The following is an 18388-nucleotide window of genomic DNA, read 5'->3' as shown; positions in this document are numbered from 1 at the left end:
ACCCAAGCCTTGGTCATCTTGGCTCGAAAGCTTGCCCGCGTGGCTTTCGCCCTGATGAAAAATCAGGGCGAATACATCACCAGAGCTATGAAATTGGCTTGCCCATAACCATAGAATCTCCCACAGGTATTGTGGGGGGCTCGAGATAGCGGGGTGTTTGCTGGGCTTGATGGTTTCTGAAAATGAAATTGGCACACCACTGTTCCAGATGCCAACGCAATACCTGTGGGAGCGGGCTTGCCCGCGAAGAGGCCAGAACAGACGACAATTTCCCTTAACTGACCCCCATCAGTGTCCTTTTCGGAACCCTGATCTACGCTAACAGTCGCATCCCTCGAACCATTTGCGCGCAAGCAAGGAGCCTGCATGACGTTGAGGCGTCTACTGTCGGTCGTTTGCCTGGGGTTGCTGTTCATGCTGTCGGGGTGCGAGAAGGAAGTCTCGAGTCCGGAACTGCCCAGGGTAGGTGTACTGCAAGTCCAACCCACTGATTTCGCCGCCAAGGTCACCCTGACCGGTGATGTACAAGCGCGTGTGCAGACCGACCTGTCATTCCGCGTGGGTGGCAAGATCATCTCGCGCAGCGTCGATGTGGGCGATCACGTCAAGGCCAACCAGGTGCTCGCCCGGCTCGATCCGAAAGACCTGCAGAACAACGTCGAATCGGCCAAGGCCGAGGTATTCGCCGAACAGGCGCGGGTCACCCAGACCAGCGCGGCGTTCGTTCGCCAGCAGAAACTGCTACCCAAGGGCTACACCAGCCAGAGTGAATACGACTCCGCCCAAGCCGCCCTGCGCAGCAGCCAGAGCGCGCTCAAGGCGGCCCAGGCGCAGCTGGCCAATGCCAAGGAACAACTGGGCTACACCGCGCTGGTTTCTGAAGCCGATGGCGTGATCACTGCGCGGCAGGCCGAGGTCGGCCAAGTGGTGCAGGCGACCATGCCGATTTTCAGCCTGGCGGTGGATGGCGACCGCGATGCGGTATTCAACGTCTATGAGTCACTGTTGATTGCCCCGCCAAGCGATGAGGGGGTGATCGTCAGCCTGTTGGATGATCCCAAGATTCAGGCCGAGGGCCGGGTGCGTGAGATCACGCCAACGGTGTCTGCCGAGAGCGGCACGGTGCAGGTCAAGGTGGCCCTGCGTAATGTGCCGGCTGGGATGCAACTGGGGTCGCCCGTCACCGCCACCGGGCGCAGCCAGGGCCGGCCGAGTATCGAATTGCCCTGGTCGGCACTGACCAAGGGGCTCAAGGAGCCCGCCGTGTGGGTGGTGGGCGAGGGCGACAAGGTCGAGCTGCGCAAAGTCCAGGTGGGCCGTTACCTCACCGGCAAGATCGTTGTCGCCGACGGGGTCAAGGGCGGTGAGACCGTGGTCGTCAGTGGCGGCCAGTTATTGCACCCAGGCATGCAGGTAGAGAAGGTCAGTGCCAAGGACGGAGGGGCCGCGCCATGAAGCGCCTGCTGCTGATACTGTCTGCCGGCCTGTTGCTCAGCGCTTGTGGCAGCGATGAAGAAAAACCCGAGCCGATCCGCCCGGTGCTGTCGATGTTGGTAGAGCCGCAGGTGCAATCGCAGCTGGGGCGCTTTGCTGGCAGCATCCAGGCGCGCTTCGAGAGCACCCTGGGCTTTCGTGTTTCCGGGCGCATTGCTCGGCGCTGGCTGGACGTGGGCGCGCGGGTCAACCCTGGCGATACCCTGGCGACCCTCGACCCGACCGATCAGCAAAACCAGTTGCGCGCCGCCGAGGGCGATCTGGCCAGGGTCGAGGCGCAGTGGATCAACGCCCAGGCCAACGCCCGCCGCCAGCAGCAGTTGTACGATCGCGGTGTCGGCGCCCAGGCTCAGCTGGACATTGCCCAGACCGACCTGAAAACCACCGGCGCGTCGTTGGAACAAGCGCGCTCGGCGGTAAGCCAAGCCCGCGATCAACTCGATTACAGCACGCTGCGCAGCGATCACGCCGCCGTGGTCACCGCCTGGAAAGCCGAGGCCGGGCAAACCGTCAGCGCAGGTCAAGAAGTGGTCACCCTGGCCCGGCCTGACGTCAAGGAGGCAGTCATCGACCTGCCCATCCAACTCGCCGAGCAGTTGAACAAAGACCTCACCTTCACCGTTGCCTCGCAGCTCGATCCGAGCATCCACACCACTGCCATCCTGCGCGAGCTGGAGCCGCAGGCCGACGCCACCACCCGCACGCGCCGTGCCCGCCTGACCCTGGCTGACACCCCTGCTGCCTTCCATCTGGGCACGGCGATCAGTGTCACCCTGACCACGGCGGTGACCCCGCGTAGCGAGCTGCCGCGCACTGCGCTGCTCGAGCGCGATGGCAAAACCCAGGTGTGGGTGGTCGACCCACAACAAAAGACCGTCAGCACCCGTGACGTCACCCTGATCGCACGCACCGCCAACAGCATCATCCTCGCTTCCGGGGTGCAGCCTGGCGAGCGCGTGGTCACGGCCGGGGTCAATACCCTCAAGCCAGGCCAGCAGGTCACCTTCGATGAGGAAGAACGATGAAAGGAAGCTTCAACCTCTCGGAATGGGCGCTCAAGCACCAATCCTTCGTCTGGTACCTGATGTTCGTTGGCCTGCTGATGGGGATTTTTTCCTACTTCAATCTCGGCCGTGAGGAAGACCCGTCGTTCACCATCAAGACCATGGTGATTCAGACCCGCTGGCCCGGCGCGACCCAGGACGAGACGCTCTACCAGGTCACCGACCGCATCGAGAAGAAGCTGGAGGAGCTCGATTCGCTCGACTATGTGAAAAGCTATACCCGCCCAGGCGAGTCGACAGTCTATGTCTACCTGCGCGACACCACCAAAGCGGCGGACATCCCGCAGATCTGGTACCAGGTGCGCAAGAAGATCGATGACATTCGCGGGCAGTTCCCCCAAGGCATCCAAGGGCCGGGTTTCAACGATGAATTCGGCGATGTGTTCGGTTCGATCTACGCCTTTACCGCCGACGGCCTGACCCTGCGACAGCTACGCGACTATGTCGAGCAGGCGCGCGCCGAAGTCCGCGAAGTGCCCAATATCGGCAAGATCGAACTGGTCGGCACCCAGGACGAAGTGCTCTACCTGAATTTCTCGACCCGCAAGCTGGCCTCGCTGGGTATTGACCAGCGCCAGGTCATGCAGGCCCTGCAATCGCAGAACGCGGTGACCCCGGCCGGGGTGATCGAGGCTGGCCCGGAGCGTATTTCGGTGCGCACCACTGGCCAGTTCGCCTCGGAAAAAGACCTGGAAACCGTCAACCTGCGGATCAACGATCGCTTCTTCCGCCTGGCGGATATCGCCAATATCGAGCGCGGCTACACCGATCCGCCTGCGCCGATGTTCCGCTACAACGGCCAGACCGCCATCGGCCTGGCCATTGGCATGAAGGCCGGCGGCAACATCCAGGTGTTCGGCGAGGCGCTCAAGGAGAAGATGGACCGCATCGTCACCCAATTGCCGGTAGGGGTCGGTGTGCATACGGTGTCCGACCAGTCGGTGGTGGTCGAGGAAGCGGTCGGTGGCTTCACCAGTGCCCTGTTCGAAGCGGTAGTGATCGTCCTGGCAGTCAGTTTCGTCAGCCTTGGCGTGCGCGCCGGGCTGGTGGTGGCCTGCTCGATTCCGCTGGTGCTGGCCATGGTCTTCGTGTTCATGGAGTACAGCGGCATTACCATGCAGCGCATCTCGTTGGGCGCGCTGATCATCGCCCTGGGCCTGCTGGTGGACGATGCGATGATCACCGTGGAGGTGATGGTCACACGCTTGGAGATGGGTGAGAGCAAGGAGCAGGCGGCAACCTTCGCCTATACCTCGACGGCTTTCCCAATGCTCACCGGCACCCTGGTGACGGTGGCGGGCTTCGTGCCCATCGGCCTCAACGCCAGCTCTGCGGGCGAGTACACCTACACCCTGTTTGCGGTGATCGCGGTGGCGCTGATCGTGTCCTGGGTAGTGGCGGTGTTCTTCGCTCCGGTGCTGGGCGTGCATATTCTCAAGAGCGACAAGCTCAAGGCGCACGACGCTGAGCCGGGGCGGGTTGGGCGGGCATTCGAGGGTGGGTTGCTGTGGTGCATGCGTCACCGTTGGCTGACCATCATCGGCACGGTGCTGCTGTTCGCCCTGGCGATCTTCAGCATGCGCTTCGTGCAGAACCAGTTCTTCCCGGCATCGGACCGACCGGAAATTCTGGTTGACCTGAACTTGCCGCAAAACGCCTCGATCGAAGAGACGCGCAAGGTGGTCGATCGCCTGGAAGCGAAGATCAAGGACGACCCCGACCTGGTGCGCTGGAGCACCTACATCGGCCAGGGTGCGATCCGCTTCTACCTGCCGCTCGACCAGCAACTGCAGAACCCGTACTACGCCCAGTTGGTGATCGTCAGCAAAGGCCTGGAAGAGCGCCAGGGCCTGATCGAGCGTCTGCAGAAGATCCTGCGTGAAGACTTCGTTGGGATCGGCACCAACGTCCAGTCGCTGGAAATGGGCCCACCGGTAGGGCGACCGATCCAGTATCGGGTCAGTGGCAAGGACATCGACCAGGTGCGCAAGCACGCGATCGAACTGGCCACCTTGCTCGATGCCAACCCGCATATTGGCGAGATGATCTACGACTGGAACGAGCCGGGTAAGGTGCTGCGGGTCGAAATCGCCCAGGACAAGGCGCGTCAATTGGGCCTCTCGTCCGAGGACGTGGCCAACGTGATGAACAGTATCGTCAGCGGCGTGCCGGTCACCCAGGTCAACGACAACATCTACCTGGTCGATGTGATCGCCCGCGCCGAGGACAGCGAGCGCGGCTCGCCCGACACCTTGCAGAACCTGCAGATCCTCACCCCTAACGGCACTTCCATCCCTCTGCTATCGTTCGCCACCGTGCGCTATGAGCTGGAGCAGCCGTTGGTATGGCGGCGTGATCGCAAGCCGACCATCACCATCAAGGCGTCGGTCAGCGGCGAGATCCAGCCCACCGACCTGGTGGCCCAGCTCAAGCCGAAGATCGACGAGTTCGCCAGCCAGCTGCCCCCCGGTTATGAGGTGGCCACCGGCGGTACGGTAGAGGAGAGCGGCAAGGCGCAAGGACCGATCGCCAAGGTCATTCCGTTGATGCTGTTCTTGATGGCGACTTTCCTGATGATCCAGCTGCACAGCGTGCAGAAGCTGTTCCTGGTGGTCAGTGTGGCGCCGCTGGGCTTGATCGGCGTGGTGCTGGCGCTGGTGCCGACAGGGACGCCCATGGGCTTCGTGGCGATTCTCGGGATCTTGGCGCTGGCCGGGATCATCATTCGTAACTCGGTGATCCTGGTGACCCAGATCGATGAGTTCGAGGCTCAAGGTTATTCGCCATGGGATGCGGTGATGGAAGCGACCAACCACCGTCGGCGGCCGATTTTGCTTACGGCGGCAGCCGCCAGCCTGGGCATGATCCCGATTGCCCGGGAAGTGTTCTGGGGGCCGATGGCCTACGCCATGATCGGCGGCATCATCAGTGCAACGCTGCTGACGCTGTTGTTCCTGCCGGCGCTGTATGTGGCCTGGTACAAGATCCGTGAGCCGCAGAGCACCCCTGAGAACCCCTAGGTCTCGTGGGAGCGGGCTGGCCCCGCGATAGCGACGGTAGTCTCACCCAAGCTATCGCGGGGCAAGCCCGCTCCCACGCAATCACCCATCTTCAGATTGGTTATATAAACATTCTTAAACAGTATTTTTAAGAATATCCGCGCCTCACTACTATGAGCCTCAAGCCAGGCGCAAATCCCCTTAAAACCTCTGCCCGGCACTTCACTCACAGGAGAACGAGCATGAGTGCATCTCTGCGTAGCATCGACGGTCAGGACGAAGCCACCATTCTGCGTGAGATTCAGAGCGCCTTGCGCGATCTGCGTTTCGGTGCGGTGGAGATTACCGTGCATAACGCTCAGGTCGTACAGATCGAGCGCAAGGAGAAGTTCCGCCTGCAACAGCCCGGCAACAAGTCCGGCTGATACCGCTTCACTTACTAATTAGAAAAATGCCAATCGGGAGCTTCACCATGTCCATCCGCCGTTATGCGCTTGCCGCCCTGGCCAGTGCCGTTTTTGCCGGTTCCGCAATCGCCAAGGACTACGAACTGCTGAACGTGTCCTACGACCCGACCCGTGAGCTGTACCAACAGTACAACGCCGAGTTCATCAAGCACTGGCAACAGGCTCACCCGGACGACAAGGTGAAGATCCAGCAATCCCACGGTGGCTCGGGCAAACAAGGCCGGGCAGTGATCGACGGCCTGCGCGCCGACGTCGTGACCCTGGCCCTGGCCGGCGACATCGACGAAATCGCCAAGCTCGGCAAGACCCTGCCAGAGAACTGGCAGAGCCGCCTGCCGGACGCCAGCACCCCTTACACCTCGACCATCGTGTTCCTGGTGCGCAAGGGCAACCCGAAAGGCATCAAGGATTGGGGCGACCTGATCAAGAAAGACGTTTCGGTGATCACCCCGAACCCGAAAACCTCCGGCGGTGCGCGTTGGAACTTCCTCGCCGCCTGGGCCTATGGCCTGAAAACCGGTGGTAGCGAAGACAAAGCCAAGGCCTACGTGCAAGAGCTGTTCAAGCACGTACCGGTGCTCGATACCGGCGCGCGTGGCTCGACCATCACCTTCGTCAACAACGGCCAGGGCGATGTCCTGCTGGCCTGGGAAAACGAAGCGTTCCTGGCGCTCAAGGAAGATGGCGGCAGCGACAAGTTCGAAATCGTCGTGCCTTCGCTATCGATTCTCGCCGAGCCGCCAGTGGCGGTGGTCGACAAGAACGCCCAGAAAAAGGGCAACGAGAAGATCGCCGAGGAATACCTCAAGCACCTGTACAGCCCAGCTGGCCAGAAAATCGCCGCAGAAAACTTCTACCGTCCACGTGACGAGAAAGTCGCCGCCGAATTTGGCAAGCAATTCCCCAAACTCGATCTGGTAACCATCGACAAGGACTTCGGTGGCTGGAAGACTGCACAACCTAAGTTCTTCAACGATGGTGGCGTGTTCGACCAGATCTATCAGGCGCAGTAAGTCACCCTTACAGTGCCTCTCGGGAGCAACACCCTTCAGTAGCCTGTACTGGCCCGGGACTCGTCCCGGGCTTCGTGCGTTCAACCAGGGACCTTTATGTCACGTCGTATTTCCCCCGTCATACCCGGCTTCGGGCTGACGCTGGGCTACACCTTGGTGTACCTCAGCCTGATCGTGCTGATACCGCTGGCGGCCATGTTCATTCATGCCTCGCAGCTGACCTGGGAGCAGTTCTGGAACATCATCAGTGCGCCGCGGGTCATTGCCGCGCTCAAGCTGAGTTTCGGCACCGCCCTGTTCGCCGCCATCATCAATGGCGTGATCGGTACCCTGCTGGCCTGGGTGCTGGTGCGCTACACCTTTCCTGGCCGCAAGATCATCGATGCGATGATCGACCTCCCGTTCGCCTTGCCCACGGCCGTGGCCGGTATTGCACTGACCGCGCTGTACGCACCGGCTGGCTGGGTCGGTCAGTTCGCCACCGACCTTGGCTTCAAGATCGCCTATACCCCGCTGGGTATCACCCTGGCCCTGACCTTCGTCACCCTGCCGTTCGTGGTGCGGACCGTGCAGCCGGTGTTGGCGGACATCCCGCGCGAGGTCGAAGAAGCCGCTGCCTGCCTGGGCGCGAAACCCTTGCAGGTGTTTCGCTACATCCTTGCGCCGGCACTGCTGCCGGCCTGGTTGACCGGCTTCGCCCTGGCCTTCGCCCGCGGTGTGGGTGAGTATGGTTCGGTGATCTTCATCGCCGGCAACATGCCGATGAAGACCGAGATCCTGCCGCTGCTGATCATGGTCAAGCTCGACCAATACGACTACACCGGCGCCACTGCCATCGGCGTGTTGATGCTGGTGGTTTCCTTCATCCTGCTGCTGCTGATCAACTTGTTGCAGCGGCGCATCGAAACCCCTTGAAGGAGGCCCGGCTCATGTCTAGTTCAACTATTGGCGCGGCGGCCGCCGCCAACGCCGCCCGCCGTGGCAGCGCCACTTCGCGGCGTGTGCTGATCGGCCTTGGCTGGTTGGTGTTTGCGTTGTTCCTGCTGTTGCCGCTGGTCATCGTCGTGTCGCAGGCACTGAAGAATGGCTTTGGCACGTTCTTCGAAGCGATCTTCGAGCCCGATGCCTTGTCGGCCCTCAAGCTCACCTTGTTGGCGGTGGTCATTTCGGTGCCGCTGAACCTGGTATTCGGCGTCAGCGCCGCGTGGTGCGTGAGCAAGTACAACTTCCGCGGCAAGAGCATCCTGGTGACGCTGATCGACCTGCCGTTCTCGGTCTCGCCGGTGATCGCCGGCCTGGTCTACGTGCTGATGTTCGGCGCCCAGGGCCTGTTCGGGCCGTGGCTGCAGGATCACGATATCCAGATCGTCTTTGCCCTGCCGGGGATCGTCCTGGCGACCATCTTCGTCACCGTGCCGTTCGTGGCCCGTGAGCTGATCCCGCTGATGCAGGAGCAGGGCACCCAGGAAGAGGAGGCCGCGCGCCTGCTCGGTGCCAATGGCTGGCAGATGTTCTGGCACGTGACCTTGCCGAACATCAAATGGGGCCTGATCTATGGCGTGGTGCTGTGTACTGCGCGAGCGATGGGCGAGTTCGGTGCGGTGTCGGTGGTTTCCGGGCACATTCGCGGGGTGACCAACACCTTGCCGCTGCACGTCGAGATCCTCTACAACGAATACAACCACGTCGCAGCTTTCAGCGTGGCCAGCCTGCTGCTGATCCTGGCGCTCTTCATCCTGCTGCTCAAGCAGTGGAGCGAGAACCGTATTAACCGCCTGCGCCAAAGCGCAGCGGAGGAATAATTCATGTCGATCGAAGTTCGTAACGTCAGCAAGCGCTTCAACAGCTTCCAGGCTCTGGACAACATCAACCTGGATATCCACAGCGGTGAGCTGGTGGCGTTGCTCGGCCCCTCCGGCTGCGGCAAGACCACCCTGCTGCGGATCATCGCCGGCCTGGAGACGCCGGATGATGGCAGCATCGTGTTCCATGGCGAGGACGTTTCTGGGCATGACGTGCGTGATCGCAACGTCGGTTTCGTGTTCCAGCACTACGCACTGTTCCGCCACATGAGCGTGTTCGACAACGTCGCCTTCGGCCTGCGCATGAAGCCCAAGGGCGAGCGGCCGAGCGAGAGCAAGATCGCCGAGAAGGTCCATGAGCTGCTGAACATGGTCCAGCTCGACTGGTTGGCCGACCGCTACCCCGAGCAACTGTCCGGCGGCCAGCGCCAGCGTATTGCCCTGGCTCGCGCCCTGGCGGTCGAGCCCAAGGTGCTGCTGCTCGACGAGCCGTTCGGCGCGCTGGATGCCAAGGTGCGTAAGGAGCTGCGTCGCTGGTTGGCGCGGCTGCACGAGGACATCAACCTGACCTCGGTGTTCGTCACTCACGACCAGGAAGAGGCGATGGAAGTGGCCGACCGCATCGTGGTGATGAACAAGGGCGTAATCGAGCAGATTGGCTCGCCGGGTGAGGTGTATGAGCAGCCGGCCAACGATTTTGTCTATCACTTCCTCGGTGATTCGAACCGTCTGGCCTTGAGCGAGGGTAACCACGTGCTGTTCCGCCCGCACGAGGTGTCGCTGTCGCGGCATGAGACCGAGGGCCATCATGCGGCTGAGGTGCGTGATATTCGGCCGTTGGGCGCGACCACTCGGGTGACCTTGAAAGTGGCTGGGCAGAGCGAGCTGATCGAGGCCGAGGTGGTCAAGGATCACGACAGCCTGACCGGACTGGCGCGCGGGGAGACGTTGTTCTTCCGGCCCAAGGTCTGGCAGAAGGTGGCGGATATTTGAGCATCTGAGTGAGTTGAAAAACCGGGCGAACGCCCGGTTTTTTTTGGGCCACTACTTCGTGGGAGCGTGTTTCAGGCAAGACGGGGATGCCTTGCGTGAATATTTCACATGCCGCTAATGCATGGGATTTTCGCAGGTTCGCCACAGCCCAACAACGACGTGGCTTTGCCTAGATTAGTAAAATCATTTATTCGATAACGATCTAGCTTTAATTTTAAACATTACTTTCAGAGATAAGCGTCTGGCGTCGATGATTCAGCCACGAGGCCCACCCAAGGAGGGCTGAAGACCTGAATCAACACCCCAGGAGTTTGATCAATGGGTAATGTCCAGTCGGCCGTCAGGGCCTACGACCAGCCATGGCGTCCGGCCCCGGGCGACCTGGTCGAGCTTGGACGGACGCTTCGCCTGCCACTCGGCCAACTGCGCCTGCAACGCACGCCGGTCAGCGGCCTCAAGCGCCGCGACAAATGGGCCCTGGCCTTGCTGGTTGTAGCCCTGCACGGCGCCGCCGCTTACTGGGTCAGCCAGTCGCCAACCCCACCGTTGCCAGTGGTGCCGCCGCAGATTCCGCCGATGACCATCGAGTTCGCCGCACCGGCGCCACCGGTGGTCGAGCCACCGCCTCCTGCGCCTGCGCCGCCAATCGTCGAGCCGCCACCGCCGCCGGTAGTCGACGAGTTGGCAGCCAAGCCGGCACCCAAGCCAGTGCCAAAACCTAAACCCAAGCCTGCGCCCAAGCCTGTGGCCAAGCCCGAGCCCAAGCCGGTCGAAACGCCGCCGCCCCCCGTCGCCGCGCCCGCGCCAGTAGCGCCGCCTGCTCCAGCGCCGGTCACGCCGCCATCGGCCAACGCCGCCTACCTGAAGAACCCGGCGCCGGAGTATCCGCAGATGGCCCAGCGCCGCGGCTGGGAAGGCACCGTGCTGCTGCGGGTCGAGGTACTGGCCAGCGGCAAGCCGGGGCAGATCCAGATCCAGAAGAGCAGCGGCCGCGATGCGCTGGACGCCGCCGCGTTGGCTGCGGTCAAGCGCTGGAGCTTCGTCCCAGCCAAGCAGGGCGATGTGGCCCAGTCCGGCTGGGTCAGTGTCCCGATCGATTTCAAGCTTCGTTAATACGCACCTGAACAGAACATTGGCAGAACATAGGAAGACCTCATCATGAGCCTGTTGGCATCCCCTCTCGAATCCGTAGAAAGCGCAGTCATCTGGCTGCTGGTTGGCTTCTCTGTCGTCACCTGGGGCCTGGCCTTGGTCAAGGTGGTGCAGTTCGTGCGCTTGAAGAACCAGGACAAACGCTTCCATCAGCAATTCTGGGCCGCCTCAAGCCTCGATTCAGCTGCTGAAATCAGCCATGAGCTGCCCGGCCCTGCTGCCCGTGTCGCTCAGTCCGGCTACGCCGCTATCGCGGTGGGTGAGCCAGGCCATGCCAGCGACCTGAGCCAGTCGATCAACCATCAGGACCGCCTCGAACGTGCCCTGCGCCAACAGATCGTGCGCGAGCGCCGCTCGCTGGAAACCGGCTTGGCAGTGGTTGCCAGTATCGGCAGCACCTCGCCGTTCATCGGCCTGTTCGGCACGGTGTGGGGGATCATGGAAGCGCTTAAAGGCATCAGTGCGGCAGGCTCGGCCAGCCTGGAAACCGTGGCCGGTCCGATCGGTGCGGCGTTGGTTGCCACGGGTGTCGGTATCGCCGTCGCCGTGCCTGCGGTGCTGGTCTACAACTACTTCCTGCGCCGGCTCAAGCTGACCGCCGCCGACCTCGATGATTTTGCCCACGACTTCTACAGCCTGGCGCAGAAGAGTGCCTTCCGCGTGCTGGTCCACCCTGCCGTGCACAAGGCCCAGACCGGTTTCACCCAGCCTGTGAAGGAGGCGTCCTGATATGGCCTTCTCGACCCAGGACAGCGACGAAGTCCTCAGTGAAATCAACGTTACGCCACTGGTCGACGTCATGCTGGTGCTGTTGGTGGTGTTCATCGTCACCGCGCCACTGCTGACCAACGCCATTCCGATCAACCTGCCCAAGACCGAGGCCGTAGCCCCGGTGGAGCAGAAGGATCCGTTGGTGGTGAGCATCGATGGCGGCGGCAAATTGTTAATCAACAAGGATGAAATCCAGCCCGACCTGCTGGAAGCCAACCTCAAGGATGCCAAGGCCAAGGACGCCGAGCTGCGTGTGCAGTTGCAGGCTGACGATGGCGTCAACTATGGCGAGGTGGCGCGGGCCATGGCGGCCATCGAGCGTGCGGGCATTACCAAGCTGGCGGTGATTACCGCGCGCTGATCGGCAAACCTTCTTCAGGCAAGTGCTTCAGGGCCATATCTCTTGGCAGGGGATGGCCCTTCTTTTTTTTGCTGAACCTGAAAATAAGTTATAAATAAATAGCTTCTTATTCCTTTACGAATATAACTCCCTCCCTATACTTGTCTGCAAGCACGCAAACTTCCAGGAGGCGTCCCCCATGCGCAATGAGTCGATTCGGTACCTGATTGTGCCGGGCTGGCAAGGATCGCCAGACAATCATTGGCAGAGTCACTGGCAACGCAGCCTGCCCAACAGCGCCAGGGTCGAGCAGCACGATTGGTTGACGCCGCTGCGCAGCGATTGGGTGCAGGCACTTGAGCAGGCGATCAGCGCCGACAGCTCGCCGGTGATTCTCATCGCCCATAGCCTGGGTTGCATCACGGTTGCCCATTGGGCGGCGCAGGCCAGCCCAGCCTTGTTGCGCCAAGTACGCGGTGCCTTGCTGGTGGCCCCGGCTGATGTCGAGCGGCCCACCTGCGCGCCGGCGCTGCGCAATTTCGCACCGATCCCGATGCAGGCGCTGCCGTTCCCTAGCCAAGTGGTCAGCTCCGACAACGACCCGGCGGTCAACGTGCCGCGAGCGTTGTACCTGGCCCAGTCGTGGGGTGCCGAGGTTGGCCTGCTGGCCAATGCCGGGCATATCAACGTCAAGTCCGGCCATGAGCGCTGGGAGCAGGGTTTCGCTTACCTCTACCGCCTGCAGGGCCGAATCGAGCAACGCGCACTGCGCCGCGCCTGATCCGGCGGTTATCCACACAATGCCTGAGACGCCCGGCCGGTAGCGGCCCCGGGCGGGAGTTTGTCATGACTTTTCACAGCCCTTTCGGCCAGCCCCTGCTGACCTTCCCGGAACTGGATAAAAGCCCGCTGAGCATCCGCGCCAAGGCGCTGGTGTTCGTCGACCCACGTTCGCAGCAGCTGCGCCAAGACCTTGAGCGCCTGGCGCCACAGCCGTTGCCGGTGTTGATCCGTGGCGAGACCGGTACCGGTAAAGAGCTGCTGGCGCGGCAGATCCACCGGGCCAGCGACCGTGGCGGCCTGTTCGTTTCGGTCAATTGCGCGGCCATCAGCCACACCTACGCCGATGCCGAGTTGTTCGGCTACAGCGCTGGCACCCATGGCGGCACCGCCAGCAGCCGCGCGGGCTGGTTTGGCTCGGCCAATGGCGGCACGCTGTATCTGGATGAAATCGCCGACCTGCCGCTGGCCATCCAGGGCAAGCTGCTCGCCGCCCTGGAAAATCGTGAAGTCACCCGCGTCGGTGCGCAGCATCCGCAGCCAGTGGATGTGCGCCTGGTCGCCGCCTCCAGCATCGACCTGGGCCTGGCGGTCCGGGCGGGGCGCTTCAATGAGCGCTTACATCACTACCTCCACGAAGGCGAACTGGCGTTGCCGGCGTTGCGTGAGCGGGTCGGCGACATCCTGCCGTTGGCCGAGTACTTCGTCGGGATCTATAGCGTGCGCCTGGAGCGGCCGCTGCCGCTGATCAGCGAGCAAGCGCAACAGGCGCTGGAAGCTCACAGCTGGCCGGGCAATACCCGTGAGCTGGAAAACGTCATTCACTTCGCGTTGCTGGTCAGCGACGGCGAGGAAATTCTCCCCGAGCATCTCGATCTGCCCGACACCGCGCCGCTGGCCAGCCTCGCCGCCCAGCTGGCACAACTGAGCAGTAGCCGCGAGCCAGAAACCGCCGCCGCCCTGCGCCAGCTGCTGGAGAACGCCTTGGCCAACCTTGAGCAACCTGCGCGCTAGAGCGGCGCGTAGCCGCTCATAAGCAAATGCGGTAATGGCAGTTTGTTTTTGGAATAAGCAGCTAAGCAAAAGATATTGTTCCGGAATAAAAAATCCCGGTATTGTCCGCCTCACGCCCACCGCAGCCTGCGCTGGGCACCCAACATTGCCATCGCCGATGGCCCAGCTTGATTAAGGATCACCATGAAGAAATCCCTGCTGACTGCGGCCCTGGCTGCTGCCCTGTCGCTGACTGGCCTGGCCCACGCGGCTGAAAAACTGGTGGTTGCCGCAACGCCGGTACCCCACGCCGAGATCCTCGAGCTGATCAAGCCGACCCTGGCCAAAGAAGGCGTCGACCTGCAGATCAAGGTCTTCACCGACTACGTTCAGCCGAACGTGCAGGTCGACCAGAAGCGTCTGGACGCCAACTACTTCCAGACCCTGCCTTACCTGCAGAACTTCAACGAAGGCAAGGGCACCCACCTGGAAACCGTGATTGGCGTGCACGTCGAACCCTTCGGCGGCTACTCGAAGAAGGTCAAGAGCCTGAGCGAGCTCAAGGAAGGCGCCACCGTTGCCATCCCTAACGAAGGGAGCAACAGCGGCCGTGCCCTGCTGCTGCTGCAGAAGGCTGGCCTGATCACTTTGAAGGATCCGAAGAACGCCCTGGCGACCCCGAAAGACATCGCCGAGAACCCGAAGAAGCTGAAGTTCCGCGAGCTGGAATCGGCCATGCTGCCGCGTGTGCTGGACCAGGTCGACCTGGATATGATCAACACCAACTACGCCCTGGAAGCTGGCCTGAACCCAGCCAAGGACGCCCTGGTGATCGAAGGTGCCGACTCGCCTTACGTGAACTTCCTGGTGGCGCGTCCTGACAACAAGGACAGCGACGCCATCCAGAAGCTGGCCAAGGCCCTGACCAGCCCAGAGGTGAAGGAATTCATCGCCAAGAAGTACAGCGGTGCGGTGCTGCCGGCGTTCTGATACGTCTGGGTTATCCCGTATAAAAACGCCGACGCATTTGCGTCGGCGTTTTTGTTTGTGCCGGGGGTGCTGGGTTGTCAGTGCCGGCGCTATCGCGGGGCAAGCCCGCTCCCACGCGATGTTTTAAACGTTGGATTACTGCGTGGGAGCGGGCTTGCCCCGCGATAGGGCCTAACCTGACAAACAGGAATCAGCGCTGTCCAGCAAGGGCCTTGCGCAAAGCCAGCAACCACTGAAGTTGTTCGTTCGAAGTAGGGGTGCAAGGGCTGTTCATCGTTATCGTCCTTGTTAGTTTGATGGGCCGTGCAGGTCACAGTTTGAAACCTGTTTGAGGCACTTTTTCCATGAAAGATCCCAAGCTTAGGTAGGAAATTTCTGGTTAGCCCATCAAGTGATATCAATATGCAATAAGGGTATTTAGAGAAAGTTTTTTATACCTTTAGAGTCTACCCAGCGTGCTTACCCGCACCCCCTGATTTGATCGACAACGACGCCGAGTGACCCTCGCGCCGACTGGGAATGACTCCAATGCCGTACCCCTGCAACCTCGTGTCGAGGCGCCAGCCATGACCTTCGACACCGCGTTCATGCTCAGCACCTTGCCGGCGTTTTTCCAAGCCGTTGGCGTGACCTTGCAAGTCGGCCTGATCGCTATCGCCACCTCGTTGCTGGTGGCCGTGATCAACGCCACCATCCTGGTGTTTCGCACCCCCTACCTGTGGCGCCTGGTGAAGGGTTACGTGGAACTGGCGCGTAACACGCCGCTGTTGATCCAGCTGTTCTTCATCTACTTCGCCTTGCCCACCCTTGGGGTGAAGGTGTCCGGCTTTGCCGCGGCAATCATCACCATGACGTTCATGGGCGGTGCCTACCTGACCGAAGTCCTGCGGGCGGGTGTCGAGGCGGTGCCGCGCGCACAGCTGGAGTCGGGGCGCTCGATTGGTTTGTCCGAGGGCCAGCTGCTGCGCCATGTGATCCTGCCCCAGGCCGGCATCCTCAGCTTGCCGGCGCTGTTCGCCAACTTCATCTTCCTGCTCAAGGAGACCACCGTGGTCTCGGCGGTAGCGGTGCCGGAGATTCTCTACACCACCAAGAACTACATCGCCCTGTACTACAAGACTTACGAAATGCTGGCCGTGCTGACCCTGCTCTGCGTGTTGCTGTTCCTGCCGCTGTCGCTGCTGCTGCGCTATGTCGAAAGGAGGCTGCAACATGGCCAGTTCGGCTCCTGAGCTGCTGCTGATCTCGCTGCCGCAACTGGCGGCAGGGGCAGGGCAAACCTTGGCTATTTCGGCGCTGGGAATTGTCTTCGCGACCCTGGGTGGGGTGCTTTATGGCGTGCTCGCTACAGTTGGCAACCGGCTGCTGAACTTGCTGTTGCAGGTGTACCTGGAGCTGTTCCGGGCGATCCCGGTGCTGGTCTGGTTGTACCTGGTGTTTTTCGGCCTGCCGATCTTCTTTTCCATCAGCATCCCCAGCTTCTGGTGCGCGGTGCTGGTGCTGGGCCTGTGGGGCGCCAGCGAAGTGGGGGAGGTAGTGCGCGGTGCGTTGCAGTCGCTGCCGCGTGGCCAGCGTGAGGCGGGGCTGTCGATTGGCCTGGCCAGTTGGCAGCTGTATGGCTACGTGCTGCTGCCGCAGGCGCTCAAGCGCATGACCCCGCCGACCATCAACATCTACACGCGGATCATCAAGACCAGCTCGCTGGCGGTGCTGATCGGCGTGGTCGAGGTGATCAAGGCCGGCCAGCAGATCATCGAACGCACCTACGAATCGGTGCTGATCTATGGCGCGCTGTTCCTGTTCTTCTTCTTTGTCTGCTATCCGCTGTCCGCCGCCTCGCGCGCGCTGGAACGTCGCTGGGCCCACGCATGAACGCACTGATCGAATTCCAAGGCTTCAACAAATACTTTGCCGAGCAGCAGGTACTCAAAGATGTCGACCTGCAGGTTCACGCCGGCGAAGTGGTGGTAATCCTCGGCCCCAGCGGCTGCGGCAAGAGCACCTTGCTGCGTTGCCTCAATGGCCTGGAACAGGCCCACAGCGGCCACTTGCGCCTGGAAGGCCAAGAACTGCTTGAACCGGGCACCGACTGGCGCCAGGTGCGCCAACGGGTCGGCATGGTGTTCCAGAGCTATCACCTGTTCGGCCACATGAGCGTGATCGACAACCTGCTGCTCGGCCCGCTCAAGGTGCAGAAGCGCCAGCGCGGCGAAGCCCAGGCCCAGGCTGAAGCACTGCTGGCGCGGGTTGGCTTGCTGGACAAGCGCGACGCCTTCCCGCGTCAGCTGTCCGGCGGTCAGCAGCAGCGCATCGCGATCGTGCGTTCGTTGTGCATGAATCCGCAGGTGATGCTGTTCGATGAAGTCACCGCCGCGCTCGATCCGGAAATGGTCAAGGAAGTGCTGCAAGTTATCCAAGGGTTGGCCCGCGACGGCATGACCCTGCTCATCGTTACCCATGAAATGGCCTTCGCCCGCGCGGTGGCCGACCGCATCGTGTTCATGGAGGCCGGCAGGATCCTTGAACAAAGCGACCCCGAGAGCTTCTTCACCCAACCGCGAACCGCACGCGCGCAGCAGTTCCTGGAGAAATTCTCCTTCGTCGAAAGCCTGCCGAAGACATTAGAAAAGGAACTGTCATGAAAACTGCCAACCTCACCAAACTGCTGGCGCCGTTGTTCGGCCTGGCCCTGCTGGCCGGCTGCAACAAGGCTGAAGAGCCGGCCAAACCCGGCGCGGCAACCCCGGCGCCGGCCACCAGCTACCTGGAAGTGATCAAGGCCCGCGACAAGCTGATCGTCGGTGTGTTCACCGACAAACCGCCGTTCGGTTTCGTCGATGAAAGCGGGCGTTATGTGGGCTTTGATACCGATATCGGCCGGCGTCTGGCCCTTGATCTGCTGGGCGACGAGAACAAGGTGGAATTCGTCGCGGTCGAGCCGGCCAGTCGTATTCCGTTTTTGCAGAGCGACAAGGTCGACCTGATCCTGGCCAACATGACCGTGACTCCGGAGCGCAAGGAAGCGGTGGATTTCACCAACCCCAACCTGCGCGTTGCGGTGCAGGCCATCGTGGCTGACGGCAGCGCGGTGAAGAAGCTCGATGACCTGGCCGACAAGACCATCATCGTCACCACGGGGACTACCGCTGACATCTGGCTGACCAAGAACCATCCGGACTGGAAACTGCTCAAGTTCGAGAAAAACAGCGAATCGCTGCAAGCCCTGGCCAACGGCCGTGGCGATGCTTACGCCCAGGACAACCTGATTCTGTTCAGCTGGGCCAAGCAGAATCCGGGCTATCGCGTGCTGCCGGAGCTGCTGGGTGAGGAAGCGCCGATTGCGCCGGCGGTGAAGAAGGGCAACACCGAGCTGCGCGATTGGGTCAATGCCGAGCTGGCCAAGTTGGGTGAGGAGAAATTCCTGCTCAAGCTGTATGACCAGTATGTGCGTAAAGAGCTTTCTGATGACACCAAGCCTGAGAGCGTGATTGTCGAAGGCGGTAAGTGGCAGGGGTGATCTGAAGATGTTG

Annotated in this window: 18 protein-coding genes and 1 pseudogene; all 19 read left to right on the top strand. The window is 61.7% G+C overall.

Annotated elements, in window-relative coordinates; genetic code table 11:
- Positions 1-108, top strand: a pseudogene (locus AAZU54_RS21205) (IS110 family transposase); the annotation flags it as partial.
- A 258-nt stretch (positions 109-366) separates the two neighbouring features.
- Positions 367-1455: an efflux RND transporter periplasmic adaptor subunit gene (locus tag AAZU54_RS21200; RefSeq protein ID WP_186555865.1), complete on the top strand. Its 1089-nt coding sequence runs from the start codon at positions 367-369 to the stop codon at positions 1453-1455.
- A complete protein-coding gene (locus AAZU54_RS21195; RefSeq protein WP_434727640.1) occupies positions 1452-2519 on the top strand; it encodes an efflux RND transporter periplasmic adaptor subunit in 1068 nt (355 codons plus the stop codon). Before AAZU54_RS21200 ends, AAZU54_RS21195 begins: the two co-directional genes overlap by 4 nt.
- Positions 2516-5578, top strand: a complete 3063-nt coding sequence (locus tag AAZU54_RS21190; protein WP_186555867.1) for an efflux RND transporter permease subunit — start codon at positions 2516-2518, stop codon at positions 5576-5578. Before AAZU54_RS21195 ends, AAZU54_RS21190 begins: the two co-directional genes overlap by 4 nt.
- Positions 5579-5799: 221 nt before the next feature.
- Positions 5800-5982 (top strand): sulfur starvation response protein OscA, encoded by a 183-nt coding sequence (oscA, locus tag AAZU54_RS21185; protein WP_016489716.1) that lies wholly within the window; start codon positions 5800-5802, stop codon positions 5980-5982.
- 47 nt (positions 5983-6029) lie between these two features.
- Positions 6030-7037, top strand: coding sequence for a sulfate ABC transporter substrate-binding protein (locus tag AAZU54_RS21180; RefSeq protein ID WP_186555868.1), 1008 nt, complete (start codon positions 6030-6032; stop codon positions 7035-7037).
- A 96-nt stretch (positions 7038-7133) separates the two neighbouring features.
- Positions 7134-7952 (top strand): sulfate ABC transporter permease subunit CysT, encoded by an 819-nt coding sequence (gene cysT, locus AAZU54_RS21175; RefSeq protein ID WP_186555869.1) that lies wholly within the window; start codon positions 7134-7136, stop codon positions 7950-7952.
- Between the two features lie 14 nt (positions 7953-7966).
- Complete coding sequence (gene cysW / locus AAZU54_RS21170; protein WP_186555870.1) at positions 7967-8839, top strand: sulfate ABC transporter permease subunit CysW; 873 nt, start codon at positions 7967-7969, stop codon at positions 8837-8839.
- A 3-nt stretch (positions 8840-8842) separates the two neighbouring features.
- Complete coding sequence (locus tag AAZU54_RS21165) at positions 8843-9832, top strand: sulfate/molybdate ABC transporter ATP-binding protein (protein WP_186555871.1); 990 nt, start codon at positions 8843-8845, stop codon at positions 9830-9832.
- Between the two features lie 318 nt (positions 9833-10150).
- Positions 10151-10945, top strand: a complete 795-nt coding sequence (locus tag AAZU54_RS21160; protein ID WP_405129252.1) for an energy transducer TonB — start codon at positions 10151-10153, stop codon at positions 10943-10945.
- Positions 10946-10990: 45 nt separating this feature from the next.
- Positions 10991-11713 (top strand): MotA/TolQ/ExbB proton channel family protein, encoded by a 723-nt coding sequence (locus tag AAZU54_RS21155; RefSeq protein WP_186555873.1) that lies wholly within the window; start codon positions 10991-10993, stop codon positions 11711-11713.
- A 1-nt stretch (position 11714) separates the two neighbouring features.
- Positions 11715-12116: an ExbD/TolR family protein gene (locus AAZU54_RS21150; RefSeq protein ID WP_434727639.1), complete on the top strand. Its 402-nt coding sequence runs from the start codon at positions 11715-11717 to the stop codon at positions 12114-12116.
- Positions 12117-12294: 178 nt separating this feature from the next.
- Positions 12295-12876, top strand: a complete 582-nt coding sequence (locus AAZU54_RS21145; RefSeq protein ID WP_405129251.1) for an alpha/beta hydrolase — start codon at positions 12295-12297, stop codon at positions 12874-12876.
- Between the two features lie 65 nt (positions 12877-12941).
- Complete coding sequence (locus AAZU54_RS21140; protein ID WP_434727638.1) at positions 12942-13889, top strand: sigma 54-interacting transcriptional regulator; 948 nt, start codon at positions 12942-12944, stop codon at positions 13887-13889.
- A gap of 183 nt (positions 13890-14072) precedes the next feature.
- Positions 14073-14858 (top strand): MetQ/NlpA family ABC transporter substrate-binding protein, encoded by a 786-nt coding sequence (locus AAZU54_RS21135; protein WP_186555877.1) that lies wholly within the window; start codon positions 14073-14075, stop codon positions 14856-14858.
- Between the two features lie 566 nt (positions 14859-15424).
- Complete coding sequence (locus tag AAZU54_RS21130) at positions 15425-16090, top strand: amino acid ABC transporter permease (protein ID WP_186555878.1); 666 nt, start codon at positions 15425-15427, stop codon at positions 16088-16090.
- The gene (locus AAZU54_RS21125; RefSeq protein ID WP_186555879.1) at positions 16071-16730 is read left to right on the top strand and encodes an amino acid ABC transporter permease; all 660 of its coding nucleotides are present in this window, start codon (positions 16071-16073) and stop codon (positions 16728-16730) included. Before AAZU54_RS21130 ends, AAZU54_RS21125 begins: the two co-directional genes overlap by 20 nt.
- The gene (locus AAZU54_RS21120) at positions 16727-17500 is read left to right on the top strand and encodes an amino acid ABC transporter ATP-binding protein (protein ID WP_186555880.1); all 774 of its coding nucleotides are present in this window, start codon (positions 16727-16729) and stop codon (positions 17498-17500) included. The genes AAZU54_RS21125 and AAZU54_RS21120 overlap by 4 nt, the downstream gene beginning before the upstream one ends.
- Positions 17497-18375 (top strand): transporter substrate-binding domain-containing protein, encoded by an 879-nt coding sequence (locus AAZU54_RS21115; protein WP_264236795.1) that lies wholly within the window; start codon positions 17497-17499, stop codon positions 18373-18375. Before AAZU54_RS21120 ends, AAZU54_RS21115 begins: the two co-directional genes overlap by 4 nt.
- Positions 18376-18388 lie beyond the last annotated feature (13 nt).

This window comes from Pseudomonas sp. Je.1.5.c (assembly GCF_051129895.1).
Classification (GTDB): Bacteria; Pseudomonadota; Gammaproteobacteria; order Pseudomonadales; family Pseudomonadaceae; genus Aquipseudomonas; species Aquipseudomonas urmiensis.
This window is presented reverse-complemented; position numbering and strand designations above follow the sequence as displayed.